Origin of the sequence: Pseudotabrizicola formosa (assembly GCF_002900965.1) — a bacterium.
In the GTDB taxonomy this organism is placed as follows: domain Bacteria; phylum Pseudomonadota; class Alphaproteobacteria; order Rhodobacterales; family Rhodobacteraceae; genus Pseudotabrizicola; species Pseudotabrizicola formosa.
Map to the genome: position 1 here is coordinate 170,362 of NZ_PJOM01000003.1, position 18,381 is coordinate 188,742.

At 60.4% G+C, this 18,381-nt stretch carries 14 protein-coding genes and 1 tRNA gene; 14 read left to right on the forward strand and 1 reads right to left on the reverse strand.

The features are described 5' to 3' along the window. Positions 1-78 precede the first annotated feature (78 nt). Entirely contained in the window at positions 79-1,449 is a 1,371-nt protein-coding gene (locus tag CXR43_RS11975) for a cytochrome P450 (RefSeq protein WP_103334326.1), read from the reverse strand. A 121-nt stretch (positions 1,450-1,570) separates the two neighbouring features. Here CXR43_RS11975 and CXR43_RS11980 point away from each other — a divergent pair, with 121 nt between their 5' ends. From CXR43_RS11980 to rpoC, 14 genes are all read left to right on the forward strand, one after another. Beyond that, complete coding sequence (locus tag CXR43_RS11980; protein ID WP_246831379.1) at positions 1,571-2,230, forward strand: hypothetical protein; 660 nt, start codon at positions 1,571-1,573, stop codon at positions 2,228-2,230. Positions 2,231-2,351: 121 nt separating this feature from the next. Continuing rightward, a complete protein-coding gene (gene tuf, locus CXR43_RS11985; protein ID WP_103334327.1) occupies positions 2,352-3,527 on the forward strand; it encodes an elongation factor Tu in 1,176 nt (391 codons plus the stop codon). A gap of 77 nt (positions 3,528-3,604) precedes the next feature. After that, positions 3,605-4,126 (forward strand): alkylphosphonate utilization protein, encoded by a 522-nt coding sequence (locus CXR43_RS11990; RefSeq protein ID WP_103334328.1) that lies wholly within the window; start codon positions 3,605-3,607, stop codon positions 4,124-4,126. A 134-nt stretch (positions 4,127-4,260) separates the two neighbouring features. Next, positions 4,261-4,911 carry a CatB-related O-acetyltransferase gene (locus CXR43_RS11995; protein WP_103334329.1) on the forward strand — a complete coding sequence of 217 codons (651 nt, stop codon included), beginning with the start codon at positions 4,261-4,263 and terminating at the stop codon, positions 4,909-4,911. A gap of 37 nt (positions 4,912-4,948) precedes the next feature. Continuing rightward, a tRNA-Trp gene (locus tag CXR43_RS12000) sits at positions 4,949-5,024 on the forward strand. A 77-nt stretch (positions 5,025-5,101) separates the two neighbouring features. Then, complete coding sequence (locus tag CXR43_RS12005) at positions 5,102-6,148, forward strand: collagen-binding domain-containing protein (RefSeq protein ID WP_146036515.1); 1,047 nt, start codon at positions 5,102-5,104, stop codon at positions 6,146-6,148. A gap of 163 nt (positions 6,149-6,311) precedes the next feature. Then, positions 6,312-6,506, forward strand: coding sequence for a preprotein translocase subunit SecE (gene secE / locus CXR43_RS12010; protein WP_103334331.1), 195 nt, complete (start codon positions 6,312-6,314; stop codon positions 6,504-6,506). A gap of 199 nt (positions 6,507-6,705) precedes the next feature. Continuing rightward, complete coding sequence (gene nusG / locus CXR43_RS12015; protein ID WP_103334670.1) at positions 6,706-7,239, forward strand: transcription termination/antitermination protein NusG; 534 nt, start codon at positions 6,706-6,708, stop codon at positions 7,237-7,239. A gap of 96 nt (positions 7,240-7,335) precedes the next feature. Beyond that, the gene (gene rplK, locus CXR43_RS12020) at positions 7,336-7,788 is read left to right on the forward strand and encodes a 50S ribosomal protein L11 (protein ID WP_103334332.1); all 453 of its coding nucleotides are present in this window, start codon (positions 7,336-7,338) and stop codon (positions 7,786-7,788) included. Between the two features lie 5 nt (positions 7,789-7,793). Beyond that, on the forward strand, positions 7,794-8,489 hold the full coding sequence (gene rplA / locus CXR43_RS12025) for a 50S ribosomal protein L1 (protein WP_103334333.1): 696 nt from the start codon (positions 7,794-7,796) through the stop codon (positions 8,487-8,489). Positions 8,490-8,719: 230 nt separating this feature from the next. Next, a complete protein-coding gene (gene rplJ / locus CXR43_RS12030) occupies positions 8,720-9,235 on the forward strand; it encodes a 50S ribosomal protein L10 (protein WP_103334334.1) in 516 nt (171 codons plus the stop codon). A 66-nt stretch (positions 9,236-9,301) separates the two neighbouring features. After that, entirely contained in the window at positions 9,302-9,676 is a 375-nt protein-coding gene (gene rplL / locus CXR43_RS12035; protein ID WP_103334335.1) for a 50S ribosomal protein L7/L12, read from the forward strand. Positions 9,677-9,915: 239 nt separating this feature from the next. Continuing rightward, positions 9,916-14,049: a DNA-directed RNA polymerase subunit beta gene (rpoB, locus tag CXR43_RS12040; RefSeq protein ID WP_103334336.1), complete on the forward strand. Its 4,134-nt coding sequence runs from the start codon at positions 9,916-9,918 to the stop codon at positions 14,047-14,049. A gap of 94 nt (positions 14,050-14,143) precedes the next feature. After that, entirely contained in the window at positions 14,144-18,379 is a 4,236-nt protein-coding gene (gene rpoC, locus CXR43_RS12045; RefSeq protein ID WP_103334337.1) for a DNA-directed RNA polymerase subunit beta', read from the forward strand. Positions 18,380-18,381 lie beyond the last annotated feature (2 nt).

The window sequence follows — 18,381 nt, forward strand, 5'->3', positions numbered from 1 at the left end:
CCCCACCGGGCGCGCTGCAAAACACATGCCGACAGGGTATGCACCTGACTGGGAAGGTCACGACATGATGAGCCGGGGTCAGGCGGGCGTGATGGTCAGCCAGACACCGCCTTCGGGGCGGAGGGTCAGGATCATCACCGGAGCTGGCATCTTGCCCGGCACCAGATCAAAGCGGAAGCGGGCAAGCAGGGTGGCAAGGATGATGACAGCCTCTTGCAGGGCGAAATTCGCCCCGATGCACACGCGCGGGCCATCACCGAACGGCAGATAGGCATAGCGCTCCGGCGGCTTTGTCCCGTCGAACCGACCGGGATCAAAGCGGTCGGGCTGGTCCCACAGCGCATGATGGCGGTGCAAGGCATAGATCGGCAGGATCACGGTATCCCCCGGCTGTACCTCGCGCCCGCACAATGTGTCAGAGGCTTGGGCGGTGCGCGACAGGAACGCCGCCGGAGGATAGAGGCGCAGCGTTTCATCAATGATGCGCCGGATCAATGGCAGGCCGGCAATGTCGCTGGCGGTTGCGGCACGGTCGCCCAACAGGGCCTGTGCCTCTTCGCGCGCGGCCGTTTGAACCGCCGGATCAAAGGCGCACAGATAAAGGGCCCAGGACAGGGTGAGCGCCGTCGTTTCATGCCCCGCCACGATGAAGGTCAGCAGATTGTCCCGCAACTCTGGCGTGGTCATCTTGCGGCCCGATTTCGGGTCTTCGCCGGCCAGCAGAAGGTCGAGCAGATCCGGCACCCCGCCATTTCCCTCGGACCGACGGCGTTGGATCGAGGTGTCGGCCACCCGCTTCATCTGACGCATCGCACTGCCAGAAACTATCCGCCCCGGTCGTGGCACCCAGGCCGGGGCACCGATGATGTCAAGCAACGACACGCGGGCGGTCTGAGCCATGTAATCCTCGATGGCCCGGTGCACCGACGCACGGTCAAACCCTTCGCCATCGGAAAAGGTCACATCCGAAATCACCTCAAAGGTTGCGGTCACCATTTCGTCATAACAATTGACGGCACGGCCCGCACCCCTGCCGATGCGATCCGAGGCCCTCTCGGCGGCGGTTGTCATCACAGGGGCAAGGGCGGCCACGTTGCGATGTGAAAACACCGGTGCGGCCGTCCGCCGTTGCCAGAGCCAGTCTTGCCCTTCCGCCACGAACAGGCTGTCACCAATGGCCGGCTCCAGGATAAGCTTGGTCACCACAGATTTGGGGTAATTCTCTACATTGTCCCGCAAAATATGGCGCAAAGCATCTGGGTCCATCACCATATGCCAGCGTTTTCCGGTCCGTCCGGACAGGATTGGCGCATGGGTGGCAATCTCGGGGATAAGTTCCAGAACATTGCGCCGCCCGGCGGCAAGCGAGCCGAACACACCCAAGGGACGTGTCGCCAAAGGTACCCTGACCGGGGTCTGCGTGGTCGCATTGGGGCGTTGATCTGTCATGCTGGCTCCGAAGGCTGTCTGTGATATAGGACGGTGCCGGCGTTTTGCATCGGTACAGCCCGCCTTGCGCGACCTCTCGCCACGGGATATTCGGACTGAGCCCTTTGCAAGGAAACCGCCCATGACCCGCACCCGCCTGATCGGACTTGGACTTTGTCTGACCCTGCTGCTTGGCTGTGCCCGAAACGATCTGGCCGAACCGCCGGTGCCATTGGGTAACTTTGCCCTCGGCCTGAACATCGTGGTGACCGACAAGACCCAAAAGGTTCCGATCTCGCGCGATGCCAGCGGAGCGGAATGGGAGGCTGCAATGAAAAAGGCCGTCGAAGACCGCTTTGGCCGGTATCAGGGCACCAAGCTGTACAACATTGGCATTTCGGTTGATGGTTATGCGCTCGCCCCTCCCGGCATACCGGTCGTCGCGGCACCGAAGTCGATTTTGGTTGTCACCGCCAATGTCTGGGATGATGCGGCCCGTCTGAAGCTGAATGCCGAAGGCAAGCAGATCACCGTGTTTGAGAGCCTGTCGGGAGAGACGGTGATCGGCACCGGGCTGACGCGCAACAAGCAAGAGCAGATGGATGCGCTTGCCTATAACGCCGTCAAGCGGGTTGAGGAGTGGTTCTTGCAGAACCCGGAGTGGTTCGGCCTGCCGTCGGATACGGCGCGGGCTGCCACAGACGGGGTCTCAGCTGTCTCTGCCCCGGTTCCAGCACCGCTGTCTGCCGCTGGGCAGCCGGCGGTGCGTGGGCCGGTGCCTGCGCCGTCTTCCGCACCCTGACCCTTGGGAACTGCCGACAAAGGCTTGATTTCCCCCCGGGAACAGCTTACTTCGCCGCCCGTGTAGCACGGGGCTCTGAACGCATCTTGCGCGAGCCCCCCGAATTCAAGGGCGCTGGCGAATGGCAAAGGCAAAGTTTGAACGGAACAAACCGCACGTCAACATTGGCACGATTGGCCACGTTGACCACGGCAAGACGACGCTGACGGCGGCGATCACGAAGTATTATGGCGAATTCCGCGCCTATGACCAGATTGACGGTGCGCCGGAAGAGCGGGCCCGTGGGATCACGATTTCGACCGCGCATGTTGAATATGAAACCCCGAACCGTCACTACGCCCACGTCGACTGCCCCGGCCACGCTGACTATGTGAAGAACATGATCACCGGTGCGGCGCAGATGGACGGTGCCATTCTGGTCTGCGCGGCCTCGGACGGCCCGATGCCGCAGACGCGCGAGCACATCCTGCTCGGCCGTCAGGTCGGCATTCCCTACATGGTCTGCTACATGAACAAGGTTGACCTTGTGGATGACGAAGAGCTGATCGAGCTGGTGGAAATGGAAATCCGCGAGCTGTTCTCGTCCTACGAATACCCGGGCGACGACATTCCGATCATCAAGGGCTCGGCCCATCAGGCGATGATCGGTGAGCGCAAGGACATCGGCGAAGATTCGATCCACGCCCTGATGAAGGCCGTTGACGAGTATATCCCGACCCCGGCGCGTGCGGTTGACCAGCCGTTCCTGATGCCGATCGAAGACGTGTTCTCGATCTCGGGCCGCGGCACGGTTGTGACCGGTCGTGTGGAGCGTGGCGTGATCAACGTTGGCGACGAAGTGGAAATCGTCGGCATCCGCGACACCAAGAAGTCGGTCTGCACCGGCGTGGAAATGTTCCGCAAGCTCTTGGATCGTGGTGAGGCTGGCGACAACGTCGGCGTTCTGCTGCGCGGCATCGACCGTGAAGGCGTGGAACGTGGCCAGGTGCTGTGCAAGCCGAAGTCGGTGAACCCGCACACCAAGTTCGAAGCCGAGGCCTATATCCTGACCAAGGAAGAAGGCGGCCGTCACACGCCGTTCTTTGCGAACTACCGTCCGCAGTTCTACTTCCGCACCACCGACGTGACCGGCATGGTTCAGCTGCCCGAAGGCACCGAGATGGTGATGCCGGGCGACAACCTGAAGTTCAACGTCGAACTGATCGCCCCGATCGCGATGGAAGAAAAACTGCGCTTCGCCATCCGCGAAGGCGGCCGCACCGTCGGCGCAGGCGTGGTGTCGAAAATCATCGCCTGATCTGCTACGCCGGCGTAAGAGCCAAAGGGCGCGCGGGGATCCGCGCGCCCTTTTCCATTGCCTGAAAGGCCAAGCCGATGACGACCTGTATTCTTTGTACCGCGCCCGATGCCAGCCCGGTGTCCCTCACCCCCGGTCAGGATGTTGCGGTCCTGTGCCTGACATGCGCGGCTGGCCTGGCCGGGGATATTACGCCGGGCCCGCGCTGGCGTTGCCTTGGCGATGCCGTCTGGTCCGAGGATGCAGCCACACAGATTGCGGCCTATCGCATGTTGAAAGCCCTGCCCGCAGAGCCTTGGGCGGCAGAGCTGCTGGAGACCGTGTATCTCGACCCCGACGTACTGGCCCGTGCCCAGGCGGGGCAGGGGGCGGCGGTCGCGGGGGTAGAGCATCGTGACAGCAACGGGGTTCTGCTGGCGGCCGGTGATACGGTCGTGCTGACCAAGGATCTGCCGGTCAAAGGGTCTTCGATGGTGGCCAAGCGCGGTACGGCGGTGCGGGGCATCCGGCTGGTGCAGGACAATGCAGGCCAGATCGAAGGCAAGGTCAATGGCCAGACAATCGTGATCCTGTGCCAGTTCGTGAAGAAATCGGCCTGATCCGCCAAGGTGCCGTCCGGCCAGACTGGCCAGTCGGAACCCGATGTGATACCGCTGAAGCAACCGAGGGAGGATGACATGGACCAGACCGCCTGAACCGTTTCACGCAACTGTTCACGCTGAAAGGGCACCCCATGCCATTCCTGAATCCACACGCCACGCATCCGCTGGTGTTTCCAGACGGCCGCATCCATCCCGATATGGTGCATCTGAACCGGGTGATTGATCACCCCAACATGCAGATCGGTGACCATAGTTACGCCAATGATTTCAACCCGCCGCAGGACTGGGCGGCGCATCTGGCCCCCTACCTTTACCCCGGCGCGCCAGAGCGGCTGATCATCGGGCGGTTTTGCCAAATCGCCCATGGTGCGCGATTCATCACCGCGTCGGCCAATCACGCCATGGACGGTTTCACCACCTATCCGTTCGGCGTGTTTGACCGGGATACGCTCGCCGATTACCGCGACAGTTTCAGCAACCTGCCCGATACGGTCATCGGCCATGATGTCTGGATCGGGCACGGTGCGCTGATTCTGCCGGGGGTGACTCTGGGCAATGGGGTGATCGTCGGGGCCGGGACGGTGGTGGCGCACGACATGCCCGACTATGCCATCGTTGCCGGAAATCCGGCGCGTGTGCTGCGCTTTCGCTTTGCGCCGCAGGTCATTGCCCGGCTGATTACTCTGGCATGGTGGGATCAGCCGCTGGACCGCATCCGCAGGGCGCTGCCTGCGCTGACCGGAGCTGACATCGGCGCGCTGGAAACCGCGTTTGCCTCTTGACGGGCGCGGGCCTCTGCCGTAACCCACCCGGCAAGGTAGGGGTATAGCTCAGTTGGTAGAGCGACGGTCTCCAAAACCGTAGGTCGCGGGTTCAAGCCCTGCTGCCCCTGCCAATATAATGTTTTAGTGTCTCTCGTGGCCCGCCATCGACGGTGGTGCTTCTCTGCGTCGGCTCAGAGTCTTTGTCCGGTTGGCGTCGCGATGGTTTGGATTAACCAATCTTAAGATCAGTGATTTACATAAACTCGAATGCAAAATAATTCTGCCGCAAATTGTTGTGTGTAAGAAGGACATTGCCATGTCTCGCTTGATTATCCCCCTCTGCGGCCTCGTCTCTGCTGCGTTCCTTGGCGCTGCGCCGCTTTCAGCTGCAACATTGACCGCGGATGAAGTCCTCAATCAGTTCAACCTTGTGGTCTTTGGTGACCACAGCCTCAATTCGCAGGTTCACGGCCGTGCCTTTGTCGGCGGTGACCTGGTTGGTGGGTCTGGTTCAATGACGACCACCAATTATGTGCTGCCGCCTTCGGGCTTTGCCGATGTGACGGTGGCGGGTGATGTGCGCTCGGGCGACGTCAACACCAAGGGCGGGGCTTCGGTGCAAATCGGCGGCGCTATTGTCGGGCCGGGCAAGGTAAACAATGCAGGTTCTGTGCAAACTGGCGTCGCGGGCCTGGGCACTGTTGCGGCAGAGTTAGAGGCGACACTCAAGCAGGCGTCGCAGGACATCCGCGATCAGGCTGCCAACGCTGCACTTTCTGCCTTCAATGGCACCCAAGGTTGGCAGGTCGTCGGCCTGACCGGCGAGCAGACCGTTGTGTCGATTGCGGCCGAGGCTCTTGATCGCAATGAATTGAACATCACCCTGAACGGTGCCTTGTCGATCCTGATCAACGTGTCCGGGACATCGATCAATCTGTCAAAGACCTTCAACACGCTTGAAAGCATAGGCGCAAACGTGATCTGGAATTTCCACGAGGCAACGTCGCTGACCATCGGAAACCGCTGGGTCGGATCGGTGCTTGCGCCGCTTGCCACAGTGACGAATGGCAACAACATCCATGGGACGCTGGTTGCCGCCGCGTTCAATCAGGGTGGTCAGGTTCACCAGCAAGCCTGGGAGGGAGAGCTTCCCGGGGGTGATATCCCGGCGGCAGTTCCTCTGCCTGCCGCAGGCTGGTTGATGCTGGCGAGTCTTGGCGCATTGCCAGGGCTGCGCCGCCGTCGCACGGTCTGACCAGACGCCCCGTGATCCGGTCGGTCGCGCCCAAGGTCGCGGCCGCCTTTCTGTTATTATGGGGGGCGCCCGTCCTCATCTGCCCGGGCCTGGGCGGTTCCGGCTTGAATTCAGTCGGCCAAGCGCGTATCTGACCCCAGACCCAAATTTGACCGGACAGCACATGGCAAAGACCAATCCCCTTCAGTTTGTTCAGCAAGTGCGCGGCGAAGTGGCCAAGGTGGTCTGGCCCACCCGGCGTGAAGTGGTGCTGACCACGATCATGGTTTTCATCATGGCTGCCCTGACGGCTACTTTCTTCAGCCTTGTTGACCTCGGTATCCGGACTGCTCTGGCAGCGGTTCTGACATCGTTCTGACAGTCGCAGATCGCGTTACCCCTTGAATTCCAAGGTCGGGAGCGGTATTCGGCCCCCAGTTCAGGGGCAGTCTGGCGCGCAATGATTCGTGTTGCGCGCTGTTTTTTGTTCCGGAAAGCGGCGCGCGTTTCCACGTAAGTCGTTCAAAATGCAAGAATTTCGGGTGCCCCGGCGCTCGGGCAGACAGGGTGAAGCAGGCATGGCCAAGCGGTGGTACTCGGTAAGTGTTCTCTCGAATTTCGAGAAGAAAGTTGCCGAACAAATCAAGACGGCCGTGGCTGAAGCGGGTCTGGGCGAAGAGATTGACGAAGTTATGGTCCCCACCGAAGAGGTGATCGAAGTTCGTCGCGGCAAGAAGGTGACATCGGAGCGCCGCTTCATGCCCGGCTATGTGCTGGTGCGCATGGAAATGACGAACAAGGGGTACCACCTGATTTCCTCGATCAATCGGGTGACGGGCTTCCTGGGTCCGCAGGGCAAGCCAATGCCGATGCGGGATTCGGAGGTCAACCAGATCCTGAACCGTGTCGAAGAGGGGGAGGCCGCACCGCGCAACCTTATCCGCTTTGATGTGGGCGAGAAGGTCAAGGTCACGGACGGGCCGTTTGAGGGCTTTGACGGGATGGTCGAGGACGTGGATGAAGAGCACAGCCGCCTCAAGGTGTCGGTGTCGATCTTTGGCCGTGCGACCCCCGTCGAATTGGAATTCACTCAGGTCACCAAGGGGATCTGAGTGTATCGCGTGGGAGGCGAGCGCTGCGTGCAGTCGCAGTGACGGACCGAACCACTAAACCGCGCAAAACCTGCGCAGTGAATAAGGAGAGGCCAGATGGCCAAGAAGATTATCGGCAGTCTGAAGCTGCAAGTCAAAGCGGGACAGGCAAACCCCTCCCCGCCAGTCGGTCCGGCGCTGGGTCAGCGCGGGTTGAACATCATGGCCTTTGTCAAAGAGTTCAACGCAAAGACCGCCGACATCACCCCCGGCACCCCGACGCCCGTGATCATCACCTATTACCAGGACAAGTCTTTCAGCCTTGAGCTGAAGACGGCTCCGGCCTCGTTCCTGCTCAAGCAGGCCGCTGGTCTGCCCCCGGTGGGCAAGCGCAACCGTGCCAAGGGCTCGGTCAAGCCGGGCCATATGGTGGCCGGCAAGGTGAGCGTGGCACAGATCCGCCAGATCGCCGAAACCAAGATGAAAGACCTGAACGCCAATTCGATCGAAGCGGCGATGCAGATCATTCTTGGCTCTGCCAAGTCCTGCGGCATCGAAGTGAAGGGCTGATCATCATGGCAAAAGTTGCAAAACGTACCGCCGCTGCCCGCGCTCTGTTCGATGGAAAGTCCATGGTTTCCGTCGAGGATGCTGTGGCGCTGATCAAGAAAGCCGCCTCGGCCAAGTTTGATGAAACCATCGAAATCGCGATGAACCTTGGCGTTGACCCGCGTCACGCAGACCAGATGGTCCGCGGTGTGGTCCAGCTGCCGAACGGCACCGGCAAGACCGTGCGCGTTGCGGTGTTCGCCCGCGGTGCCAAGGCTGATGAAGCCAAGGCTGCTGGCGCAGATATCGTTGGCGCCGAAGACCTGATGGAAACCATCCAGTCCGGCAAGATCGAGTTCGACCGTTGCATTGCAACACCGGACATGATGCCGATCGTTGGCCGTCTGGGCAAGATCCTCGGCCCGCGCAACCTGATGCCGAACCCGAAAGTGGGCACGGTGACGATGGATGTGAAAACGGCTGTTGAAGCTGCAAAGGGCGGCGAAGTGCAGTTCAAGGTCGAAAAGGCCGGTGTGATCCATGCCGGCATCGGCAAAGTGTCGTTCGATGAGGCCAAGCTGGCCGAAAACGTGCGCGCCTTTGTCGATGCGGTGACCAAGGCTCGTCCGACCGGTGCAAAAGGCGCTTACGTCAAGAAAGTGTCGCTGTCTTCCACCATGGGCCCCGGCGTTGCCGTGGACCTGACCTCGGCTTCGGCCTGAGGCACCTGAATTCCCAACCCTTCGGGGAAGGGATGGCCGGGCGGTGACGCCCGGTCCTGTCCGAGACGGTGGGTGGCCAGATGGCCTTAATCTTCCTGCCTGAGATGGGGAACGAGACGAAAATCACCCTCGGGTGATCTTGGCCTACGGAACCCTTCGCGGACCCGAATGCCCCAGACCATCGGGGCCAACTTGAGCCGGGGGGAGACCCCCATACTTGGAGTGAAACTGTGGATAGAGCCCAGAAAGAGAAAGTGGTCGAGGAACTCGGCCAAATCTTCGAAAGCTCTGGCGTTGTGGTGATTGCTCACTACGCGGGAATGACGGTTGCACAGATGCAGGACCTGCGCGCAAAAATGCGTGACGTAGGTGGGTCCGTACGCGTTGCCAAGAACAAGCTCGCCAAGATCGCCCTTGAAGGCAAACCCGGTTCTAAAATGGGTGACCTTCTGACGGGTATGACCGTACTTGCCTATTCGGAAGATCCTGTCGCTGCGGCGAAGGTGACCGAAGCTTATGCCAAGGCGAACGACAAGTTCGTGATCCTTGGTGGTGCAATGGGCAATGACGTTCTGGACCAGGCTGGTGTCAAAGCCGTGGCATCCATGCCGTCGCGTGAAGAGCTTATTGCTCAGATCGTGTCGTGCATCGGTGCTCCGGGCTCGGGCATCGCTGGTGCGATTGGCGCGCCTGCTTCGAACATCGCAAGCATCCTGTCGACCATCGAGGAAAAGGCAGCCGCCTGATCTTCGCGTCTCGCGTGGGTTGATCTCACGTCGTTGGAACCCCATCTTTATTAACGGAATGAAAAAATGGCTGATCTGAACAAACTCGCCGAAGAAATCGTTGGCCTGACCCTGCTGCAGGCTCAGGAACTGAAAACCATCCTGAAAGACACCTATGGCATCGAGCCAGCTGCTGGTGGCGCTGTCATGATGGCTGCCGGTCCGGCTGCTGCAGCTGCTCCGGCTGAAGAGCAGACCGAGTTCGACGTCGTCCTGACCGACGCTGGCCCGAACAAGATCAACGTGATCAAGGAAGTGCGCACCATCACCGGCCTGGGCCTCAAAGAAGCCAAGGATCTGGTCGAAGCTGGCGGCAAAGTGAAAGAAGCTGTGACCAAAGCTGACGCAGAAGGCTTCAAAAAGAAGCTGGAAGAAGCTGGCGCCAAGGTCGAGCTGAAGTAATCGCGGTTGCGGGTCATACCGCAGCACTGATTTACGGCTGGGGATGGAGAGATCCGTCCCCAGCCAATCGCGTCTTGAAAGGTGTTTTCGCGAAAACGCCTTTCCAGGTGCGGCGCGGCTCGGGAGCGGTCCTGCGGGACGGATCGCATGAATAGAGCCAACCCTCCTTCGCCAGCGGCGAATGTCCGTGGCCCGACGGCCATTCGCCAGCGACACGAGAAAAAAAGGTGACGACAAGCATGGCGCAAGCTTATGTAGGCCAGAAACGCATCCGCCGTTATTATGGCAAGATCCGTGAAGTTCTGGAGATGCCGAACCTGATCGAGGTTCAGAAATCTTCTTACGACCTGTTCCTGAATTCGGGCGAGGGTCCGAAACCTTCCGACGGCGAAGGTATTCAGGGCACGTTCCAGTCGGTGTTCCCGATCAAGGACTTCAACGAAACGGCCGTTCTTGAATTCGTGAAATACGAGCTGGAAAAGCCGAAATACGACGTTGATGAATGCCAGCAGCGCGACATGACCTATGCGGCACCCCTGAAGGTGACGCTGCGCCTGATCGTGTTTGATGTCGATGAAACCACCGGGGCACGGTCGGTCAAGGACATCAAGGAACAAGACGTCTATATGGGCGACATGCCCCTGATGACGTCGAACGGCACGTTCATCGTGAACGGCACCGAGCGCGTGATCGTCAGCCAGATGCACCGGTCGCCTGGCGTGTTCTTTGACCACGACAAGGGCAAAACCCATTCGTCGGGCAAACTGCTGTTCGCTTGCCGCATCATTCCGTATCGTGGCAGCTGGCTCGATTTCGAATTCGACGCCAAGGATATTGTATTCGCCCGGATCGACCGCCGCCGCAAACTGCCGGTGACGACGCTGCTCTATGCCCTTGGCATGGATCAGGAAGCGATCATGGACGCTTACTACAACACCGTGAATTACCAATATGTGAAGAACAAAGGCTGGGTCACCAAGTTCTTCCCGGAACGTGTGCGCGGCACCCGTCCGTCCTTTGATTTGGTCGATGCGGCCACCGGTGAAGTCATCTTGAAAGCGGGCGAGAAAGCCACGCCGCGGATGGTGAAAAAATGGGTCGACGACGCAGAGGTTACCGAACTGCTGGTGCCGTTTGATCATGTTCTTGGGCGCTATGTGGCCAAAGACATTATCAATGAAGAAACCGGCGAGATCTGGGTTGAAGCCGGCGATGAGCTGACGTGGGAGTTGGACCGCGACGGCGAGGTCAAGGGCGGCAGCGTAAAGGTGCTCCTGGATCAGGGCATCACCGACATTCCGGTTCTGGACATCGACAACGTCAACGTCGGCCCCTACATCCGCAACACCATGGCGGCTGACAAGAACATGGGCCGCGACACCGCGCTGATGGACATCTACCGTGTGATGCGTCCGGGTGAGCCGCCAACGGTGGAAGCCGCCAGCCAGCTGTTCGACACGCTGTTCTTTGACAAGGACCGCTATGACCTGTCGGCCGTTGGCCGGGTGAAAATGAACATGCGTCTGGATCTGGGCAAGCCCGATACACAGCGCACGCTGGACCGTGATGACATCATCGCCTGTATCAAGGCGCTGACCGAGCTGCGCGACGGCAAAGGCGAAATCGACGACATCGACCACCTCGGCAACCGCCGTGTGCGGTCTGTGGGCGAGTTGATGGAAAACCAGTATCGCGTCGGCCTGCTGCGGATGGAACGCGCGATCAAGGAACGCATGTCGTCGGTGGAAATCGATACGATCATGCCACAAGACCTGATCAACGCCAAACCGGCTGCGGCTGCGGTGCGTGAATTCTTCGGCTCCAGCCAGCTGTCGCAGTTCATGGACCAAACCAACCCGCTGTCGGAAGTCACCCACAAGCGCCGCCTGTCGGCGCTTGGGCCGGGCGGTCTGACCCGTGAGCGTGCCGGCTTTGAAGTGCGCGACGTTCACCCGACCCACTATGGCCGGATGTGCCCGATTGAAACGCCGGAAGGCCAGAACATCGGCCTGATCAACAGCTTGGCGACCTTCGCCCGCGTGAACAAATACGGGTTCATCGAAACCCCGTACCGCAAGGTGATCGACAACAAGGTGACCGATGAGGTTGTCTATATGTCGGCGACCGAAGAAATGCGCCACACGGTGGCGCAGGCAAACGCGGCACAGGATTCCGAAGGGCGCTTCACCGATGACCTGATTTCGTCGCGTAAAGCGGGCGAATTCATGCTGAACCCGCCAGATGCGATTGACCTGATCGACGTTTCGCCAAAGCAGCTGGTGTCCGTCGCGGCATCGCTGATCCCGTTCCTTGAAAACGACGACGCCAACCGCGCTCTGATGGGCTCGAACATGCAGCGTCAGGCCGTTCCGCTGCTGCAGGCCGATGCGCCCTTCGTGGGCACCGGGATTGAAGCCGTGGTTGCCCGCGATTCCGGCGCGGCCATCATGGCGCGGCGGTCTGGCATCATCGATCAGGTCGATGCGACCCGGATCGTTGTGCGGGCGACAGAAATGCTGGAACCCGGTGAGCCGGGCGTCGATATCTACCGTCTGCGCAAATTCAAGCGGTCAAACCAGTCGTCCTGCATCAACCAGCGTCCTCTGGTGAAGGTGGGTGACACGGTGGAACGCGCGCAGGTCATCGCCGACGGCCCCTGCACCGACTTTGGCGAACTTGCCCTTGGCCGGAACGTGATCGTCGCGTTCATGCCTTGGAATGGCTACAACTACGAAGATTCGATCCTGATTTCGGAACGCATTCTGCGCGACGACGTGTTCACCTCGATCCACATCGAGGAATACGAAGTGGCGGCCCGCGATACGAAGCTGGGGCCAGAGGAAATCACCCGCGACATTCCGAACGTCGGTGAGGAAGCGCTGCGCAACCTCGACGAGGCTGGCATCGTCTACATCGGTGCCGAAGTGCAGCCGGGCGACATTCTGGTCGGCAAGATCACCCCCAAGGGTGAATCGCCGATGACGCCGGAAGAAAAGCTGCTGCGCGCCATCTTTGGTGAAAAGGCGTCCGACGTGCGGGACACGTCGCTGCGCCTGCCGCCCGGTGCCTATGGTACGATCGTCGAAGTGCGGGTGTTCAACCGGCACGGCGTGGACAAGGACGAACGCGCGCTGCAGATCGAGCGGGAAGAAGTCGAACGTCTGGCCCGCGACCGCGATGACGAGCTGACCATTCTGGAGCGCAACATCTACTCGCGTCTGAAAACGCTGGTGATGGGCAAGACGGCTGTCAAAGGCCCGAAAGGCATCAAGTCAGGCTCCACCATCGACGAAGAACTGCTGGGCACGCTGTCGCGCGGCCAGTGGTGGCAGCTTGCCCTTGGCGAAGAAGCCGAGGCCAAGGATGTCGAAGCCCTGCACGATCAGTTCGAAGCGCAAAAGCGCGCGCTTGAGCACCGCTTTGAAGACAAGGTGGAAAAGGTCCGTCGCGGCGATGATCTGCCTCCGGGCGTGATGAAGATGGTCAAGGTCTTCGTCGCGGTGAAGCGCAAGCTGCAACCGGGCGACAAAATGGCCGGTCGTCACGGCAACAAGGGCGTTATCTCCAAGGTCGTTCCGATCGAGGACATGCCGTTCCTGGCCGATGGCACCGCCGTTGATCTGGTGCTGAACCCGCTTGGGGTTCCGTCGCGGATGAACGTTGGTCAGATCCTGGAAACCCACATGGGCTGGGCCGCGCGCGGTCTGGGCATCCAGATTGACGAGGCGTTGAAAGAGTACCGCCGCAATGGTGACATGACCCCGGTCAAGGAAGCCATGCGGATCGCTTATGGCGACGAAACCTATGCCGAGGCGTTTGAAGACCGCAACGACGATGATCTGCTGGAGCTGGCAGGCAACGTGACCAAGGGCGTGCCGATTGCAACGCCGGTGTTCGACGGGGCCAAGGAAGTGGACGTGAACGACGCGCTGACGCGTGCCGGGTTCGACACCTCGGGTCAGTCGGTGGTGTTCGATGGTCGCTCGGGCGAGCAGTTCCAGCGCAAGGTGACAGTGGGTGTGAAATACATGCTCAAGCTGCACCACCTTGTGGATGACAAGCTGCACGCCCGGTCTACCGGACCGTACTCGCTTGTTACCCAGCAACCGCTGGGTGGTAAGGCACAGTTCGGTGGTCAGCGTCTTGGGGAGATGGAGGTCTGGGCTTTGGAAGCCTACGGTGCCGCCTATACCCTGCAAGAGATGCTGACGGTCAAATCGGATGACGTGGCCGGCCGGACCAAGGTCTATGAAAGCATCGTCAAGGGCGAGGACAATTTCGAAGCTGGCGTGCCAGAATCGTTCAACGTTCTTGTCAAGGAGGTCCGCGGCCTGGGCCTCAACATGGAACTCCTGGATGCGGAGGAAGAGTGAGCGTGCGTCGGGGTTGACCCCAACATGCGTTCAGCAGGGCGGGCGTCACCCCGCCCTGCACCTTCCCCCGCCGCCCTTATTCTAAGGAATTGAAATGAACCAGGAACTCAGCACAAACCCGTTCAATCCGGTGGCTCCCGTCAAGACCTTTGACGAGATCAAGATCAGCCTGGCCTCGCCAGAGCGGATCCTGTCGTGGTCGTTCGGCGAGATCAAGAAACCCGAAACCATCAACTACCGTACGTTCAAGCCAGAGCGGGACGGCCTGTTCTGCGCGCGGATCTTTGGCCCGATCAAGGATTACGAATGCCTGTGCGGCAAGTACAAGCGCATGAAATATCGCGGCGTTGTCTGCGAAAAATGCGGTGTGGAAGTCACGCTGCAAAAGGTCCGCCGCGAGCGGATGGGCCACATTGAACTGGCGGCCCCGGTCGCGCACATCTGGTTCTTGAAATCGCTGCCCTCCCGCATCGGCCTGATGCTGGACATGACGCTGCGCGATCTGGAACGCATCCTGTACTTTGAAAACTACGTCGTGATCGAACCCGGTCTCACCGACCTGACCTATGGTCAGCTGATGACCGAGGAAGATTTCCTCGACGCGCAAGACCAATACGGCGCAGACGCCTTCACTGCCAATATCGGCGCCGAAGCGATCCGCGAAATGCTGGCCGCGATCGATCTGGAACAGACCGCCGACACGCTGCGTGAAGAGCTGAAAGAAGCGACGGGCGAGCTGAAGCCGAAAAAGATCATCAAGCGTCTGAAGATCGTTGAGTCGTTCCTTGAATCCGGCAATCGCCCCGAGTGGATGGTGCTGACCGTGCTTCCGGTCATCCCGCCGGAACTTCGCCCGCTGGTCCCGCTGGATGGCGGCCGCTTTGCCACGTCCGACTTGAACGACCTCTATCGCCGCGTGATCAACCGCAACAACCGTCTGAAACGGCTGATCGAACTGCGTGCGCCCGATATCATCGTGCGCAACGAAAAGCGGATGCTGCAGGAAGCTGTGGATGCGCTGTTCGACAACGGTCGTCGCGGCCGCGTGATCACCGGCACCAACAAGCGCCCGCTGAAATCGCTGTCCGACATGCTCAAGGGCAAGCAGGGCCGCTTCCGTCAGAACCTTCTGGGTAAGCGCGTCGATTTCTCGGGCCGTTCGGTCATCGTCACCGGGCCGGAATTGAAGCTGCACCAGTGCGGGCTGCCGAAGAAGATGGCGCTCGAATTGTTCAAGCCCTTCATCTATTCGCGGCTGGAGGCCAAGGGGCTTTCCAGCACCGTGAAACAGGCGAAGAAGCTGGTGGAAAAGGAACGCCCCGAGGTTTGGGATATCCTTGACGAGGTGATCCGCGAACACCCGGTTCTGCTGAACCGTGCGCCAACGCTGCACCGTCTGGGCATTCAGGCCTTCGAGCCGATCCTGATCGAAGGCAAGGCGATCCAGCTGCATCCGCTGGTTTGTGCGGCCTTCAACGCCGACTTTGACGGCGACCAGATGGCTGTTCACGTGCCGCTTTCGCTGGAAGCCCAGCTGGAAGCCCGCGTGTTGATGATGTCGACCAACAACGTGCTCTCGCCCGCCAACGGTGCGCCAATCATCGTGCCGTCGCAGGATATGGTCCTTGGTCTGTACTACACGACCATGGAACGCAAAGGCATGGTCGGCGAAGGCATGATGTTCACCAATGTGGACGAAGTTGAACATGCCCTTGCCGCAGGTGCGGTGCATCTGCACGCCAAGATTCAGGCGCGCATCAAGCAGATCGACACGCATGGCAACGAAGTGTGGAAACGCTACGAAACCACACCGGGCCGTCTGCGTCTGGGCAACCTGCTTCCGCTGAACGCGAAGGCACCGTTCGAACTGGTCAACCGCCTGCTCCGGAAGAAAGACGTGCAGAACGTCATCGACACTGTCTACCGCTATTGCGGTCAGAAAGAGTCGGTCATCTTCTGCGATCAGATCATGGGCATGGGCTTCCGCGAGGCGTTCAAGGCCGGCATCTCGTTCGGCAAGGACGACATGCTGATCCCGGAAAACAAGTGGGACATCGTGGGCGAAGTCCGCGATCAGGTGAAGGAATTCGAACAACAGTACATGGACGGCCTGATCACTCAGGGCGAAAAGTACAACAAGGTTGTCGATGCCTGGTCGAAGTGCAACGACAAGCTGACCGAAGCCATGATGTCGACCATTTCGGCCCCGCGCTTCAATGAAGAGGGTGCGGAGCAGGAACCGAACTCGGTCTATATGATGGCCCACTCCGGTGCCCGGGGTTCGGTCAGCCAGATGAAACAGCTGGGCGGGATGCGCGGCCTGATGTCGAAGCCAAATGGCGCGATCATCGAGACGCCGATCATCTCGAACTTCAAGGAAGGTCTGACCGTTCTTGAATACTTCAACTCCACCCACGGTGCCCGCAAGGGTCTGTCGGATACGGCGTTGAAGACCGCGAACTCGGGCTACCTGACCCGCCGTCTGGTGGACGTGGCGCAGGATTGCATCGTGCGGGCCCATGATTGTGGTACCGACCGAGCGATCACGGCACAGGCCGCCGTCAACGACGGGGAAGTGATCCAGACGCTGGCAGACCGCGTCCTTGGCCGGGTCTCGGCTGATGATGTGCTGGTTCCGGGAACGGACGAGGTTCTTGTTGCTGCGGGCGAGCTGATCGACGAGCGTCGGTCCGACCTGATCGATCAGGCCGGTGTTGCCGTCATGCGTATCCGGTCCCCGCTGACCTGTGAGGCAGAGGAGGGCGTTTGCGCCATGTGCTACGGGCGCGACCTTGCCCGTGGGACGCTGGTCAACAGCGGTGAGGCGGTCGGCATCATCGCCGCCCAGTCCATCGGTGAACCCGGCACCCAGCTGACGATGCGGACCTTCCACATCGGGGGCATTGCGCAGGGCGGCCAGCAGTCGTTCCTGGAAGCCAGCCAGGAAGGCAAGATCGAGTTCCGCAACGCGAACCTTCTGGAAAACGCGATGGGCGAGCTGATCGTGATGGGCCGGAACATGTCGATTGCGATCATCGACGATGTGGGTCAGGAGCGGGCGGTTCACAAGATCACCTATGGCTCCAAGATCCACGTCAAGGACGGGGCCGAGGTCAAGCGCGGTGCCAAACTGTTCGAATGGGACCCCTATACTCTGCCGATCATCGCCGAAAAGGGCGGGGTTGCGAAGTTCGTGGATCTGATCTCGGGGATTTCGGTCCGCGATGATACCGACGATGCGACTGGCATGACCCAGAAGATCGTGTCCGACTGGCGTTCCGCGCCCAAGGGCAATGATCTGAAGCCAGAGGTCATCGTGATGGATCCGGCCACGGGTGAACCGGTGCGCGGCGAAAACGGCAATCCGATTTCCTATCCGATGTCGGTGGACGCGATCCTCTCTGTCGAAGAGGGCCAGGACATCCGGCCGGGCGACGTTGTGGCCCGGATCCCGCGCGAAGGCGCCAAGACCAAGGACATCACCGGGGGTCTCCCCCGCGTGGCGGAACTGTTCGAGGCCCGTCGCCCGAAAGATCACGCGATCATCGCGGAAATGGACGGCTACGTCCGCTTCGGCAAGGACTACAAGAACAAGCGTCGCATCACGGTCGAACCCGTGGATGAGACGATGACGGCCGTCGAATACATGATCCCCAAGGGCAAGCACATTCCGGTTCAGGAGGGTGATTTTGTCCAGAAGGGCGACTACATCATGGACGGCAACCCGGCTCCGCACGATATTCTGCGGATCATGGGCGTCGAGGCGCTTGCAAACTACATGATCGACGAAGTGCAGGATGTGTACCGCCTGCAGGGCGTGAAGATCAACGACAAGCACATCGAGGTGATCGTTCGCCAGATGCTGGTCAAGCTGGAAGTGCTGGACGGTGGCGATACCACGCTGCTGAAAGGCGAGCAGATCGAGAAGATCGAGCTGGACGAAGAGAACGTGAAGGCACGCAATCGCGGTGGCCGTGAAGCCCGGGCAGAACCCGTGCTCTTGGGGATCACCAAGGCGTCCTTGCAGACCCGGTCGTTCATCTCGGCAGCGTCCTTCCAGGAAACCACGCGGGTGCTGACCGAGGCTTCGGTGCAGGGCAAGCGCGACAAGCTGGTCGGTCTGAAAGAAAACGTCATCGTCGGCCGGTTGATCCCGGCTGGCACCGGCGGGGCCACAAGCAAGGTCAAGAAGATTGCGGCCGATCGGGACACCGATGTGATCGAGGCGCGTCGGGGGGAGGCTGAACAGGCCGCTGCTCTGGCCGCCCCGATGGAAGACGTGATGGTCAAGGACGCCCCCTTGTCTGACCCGTTCGACAGCCGGGATTGATC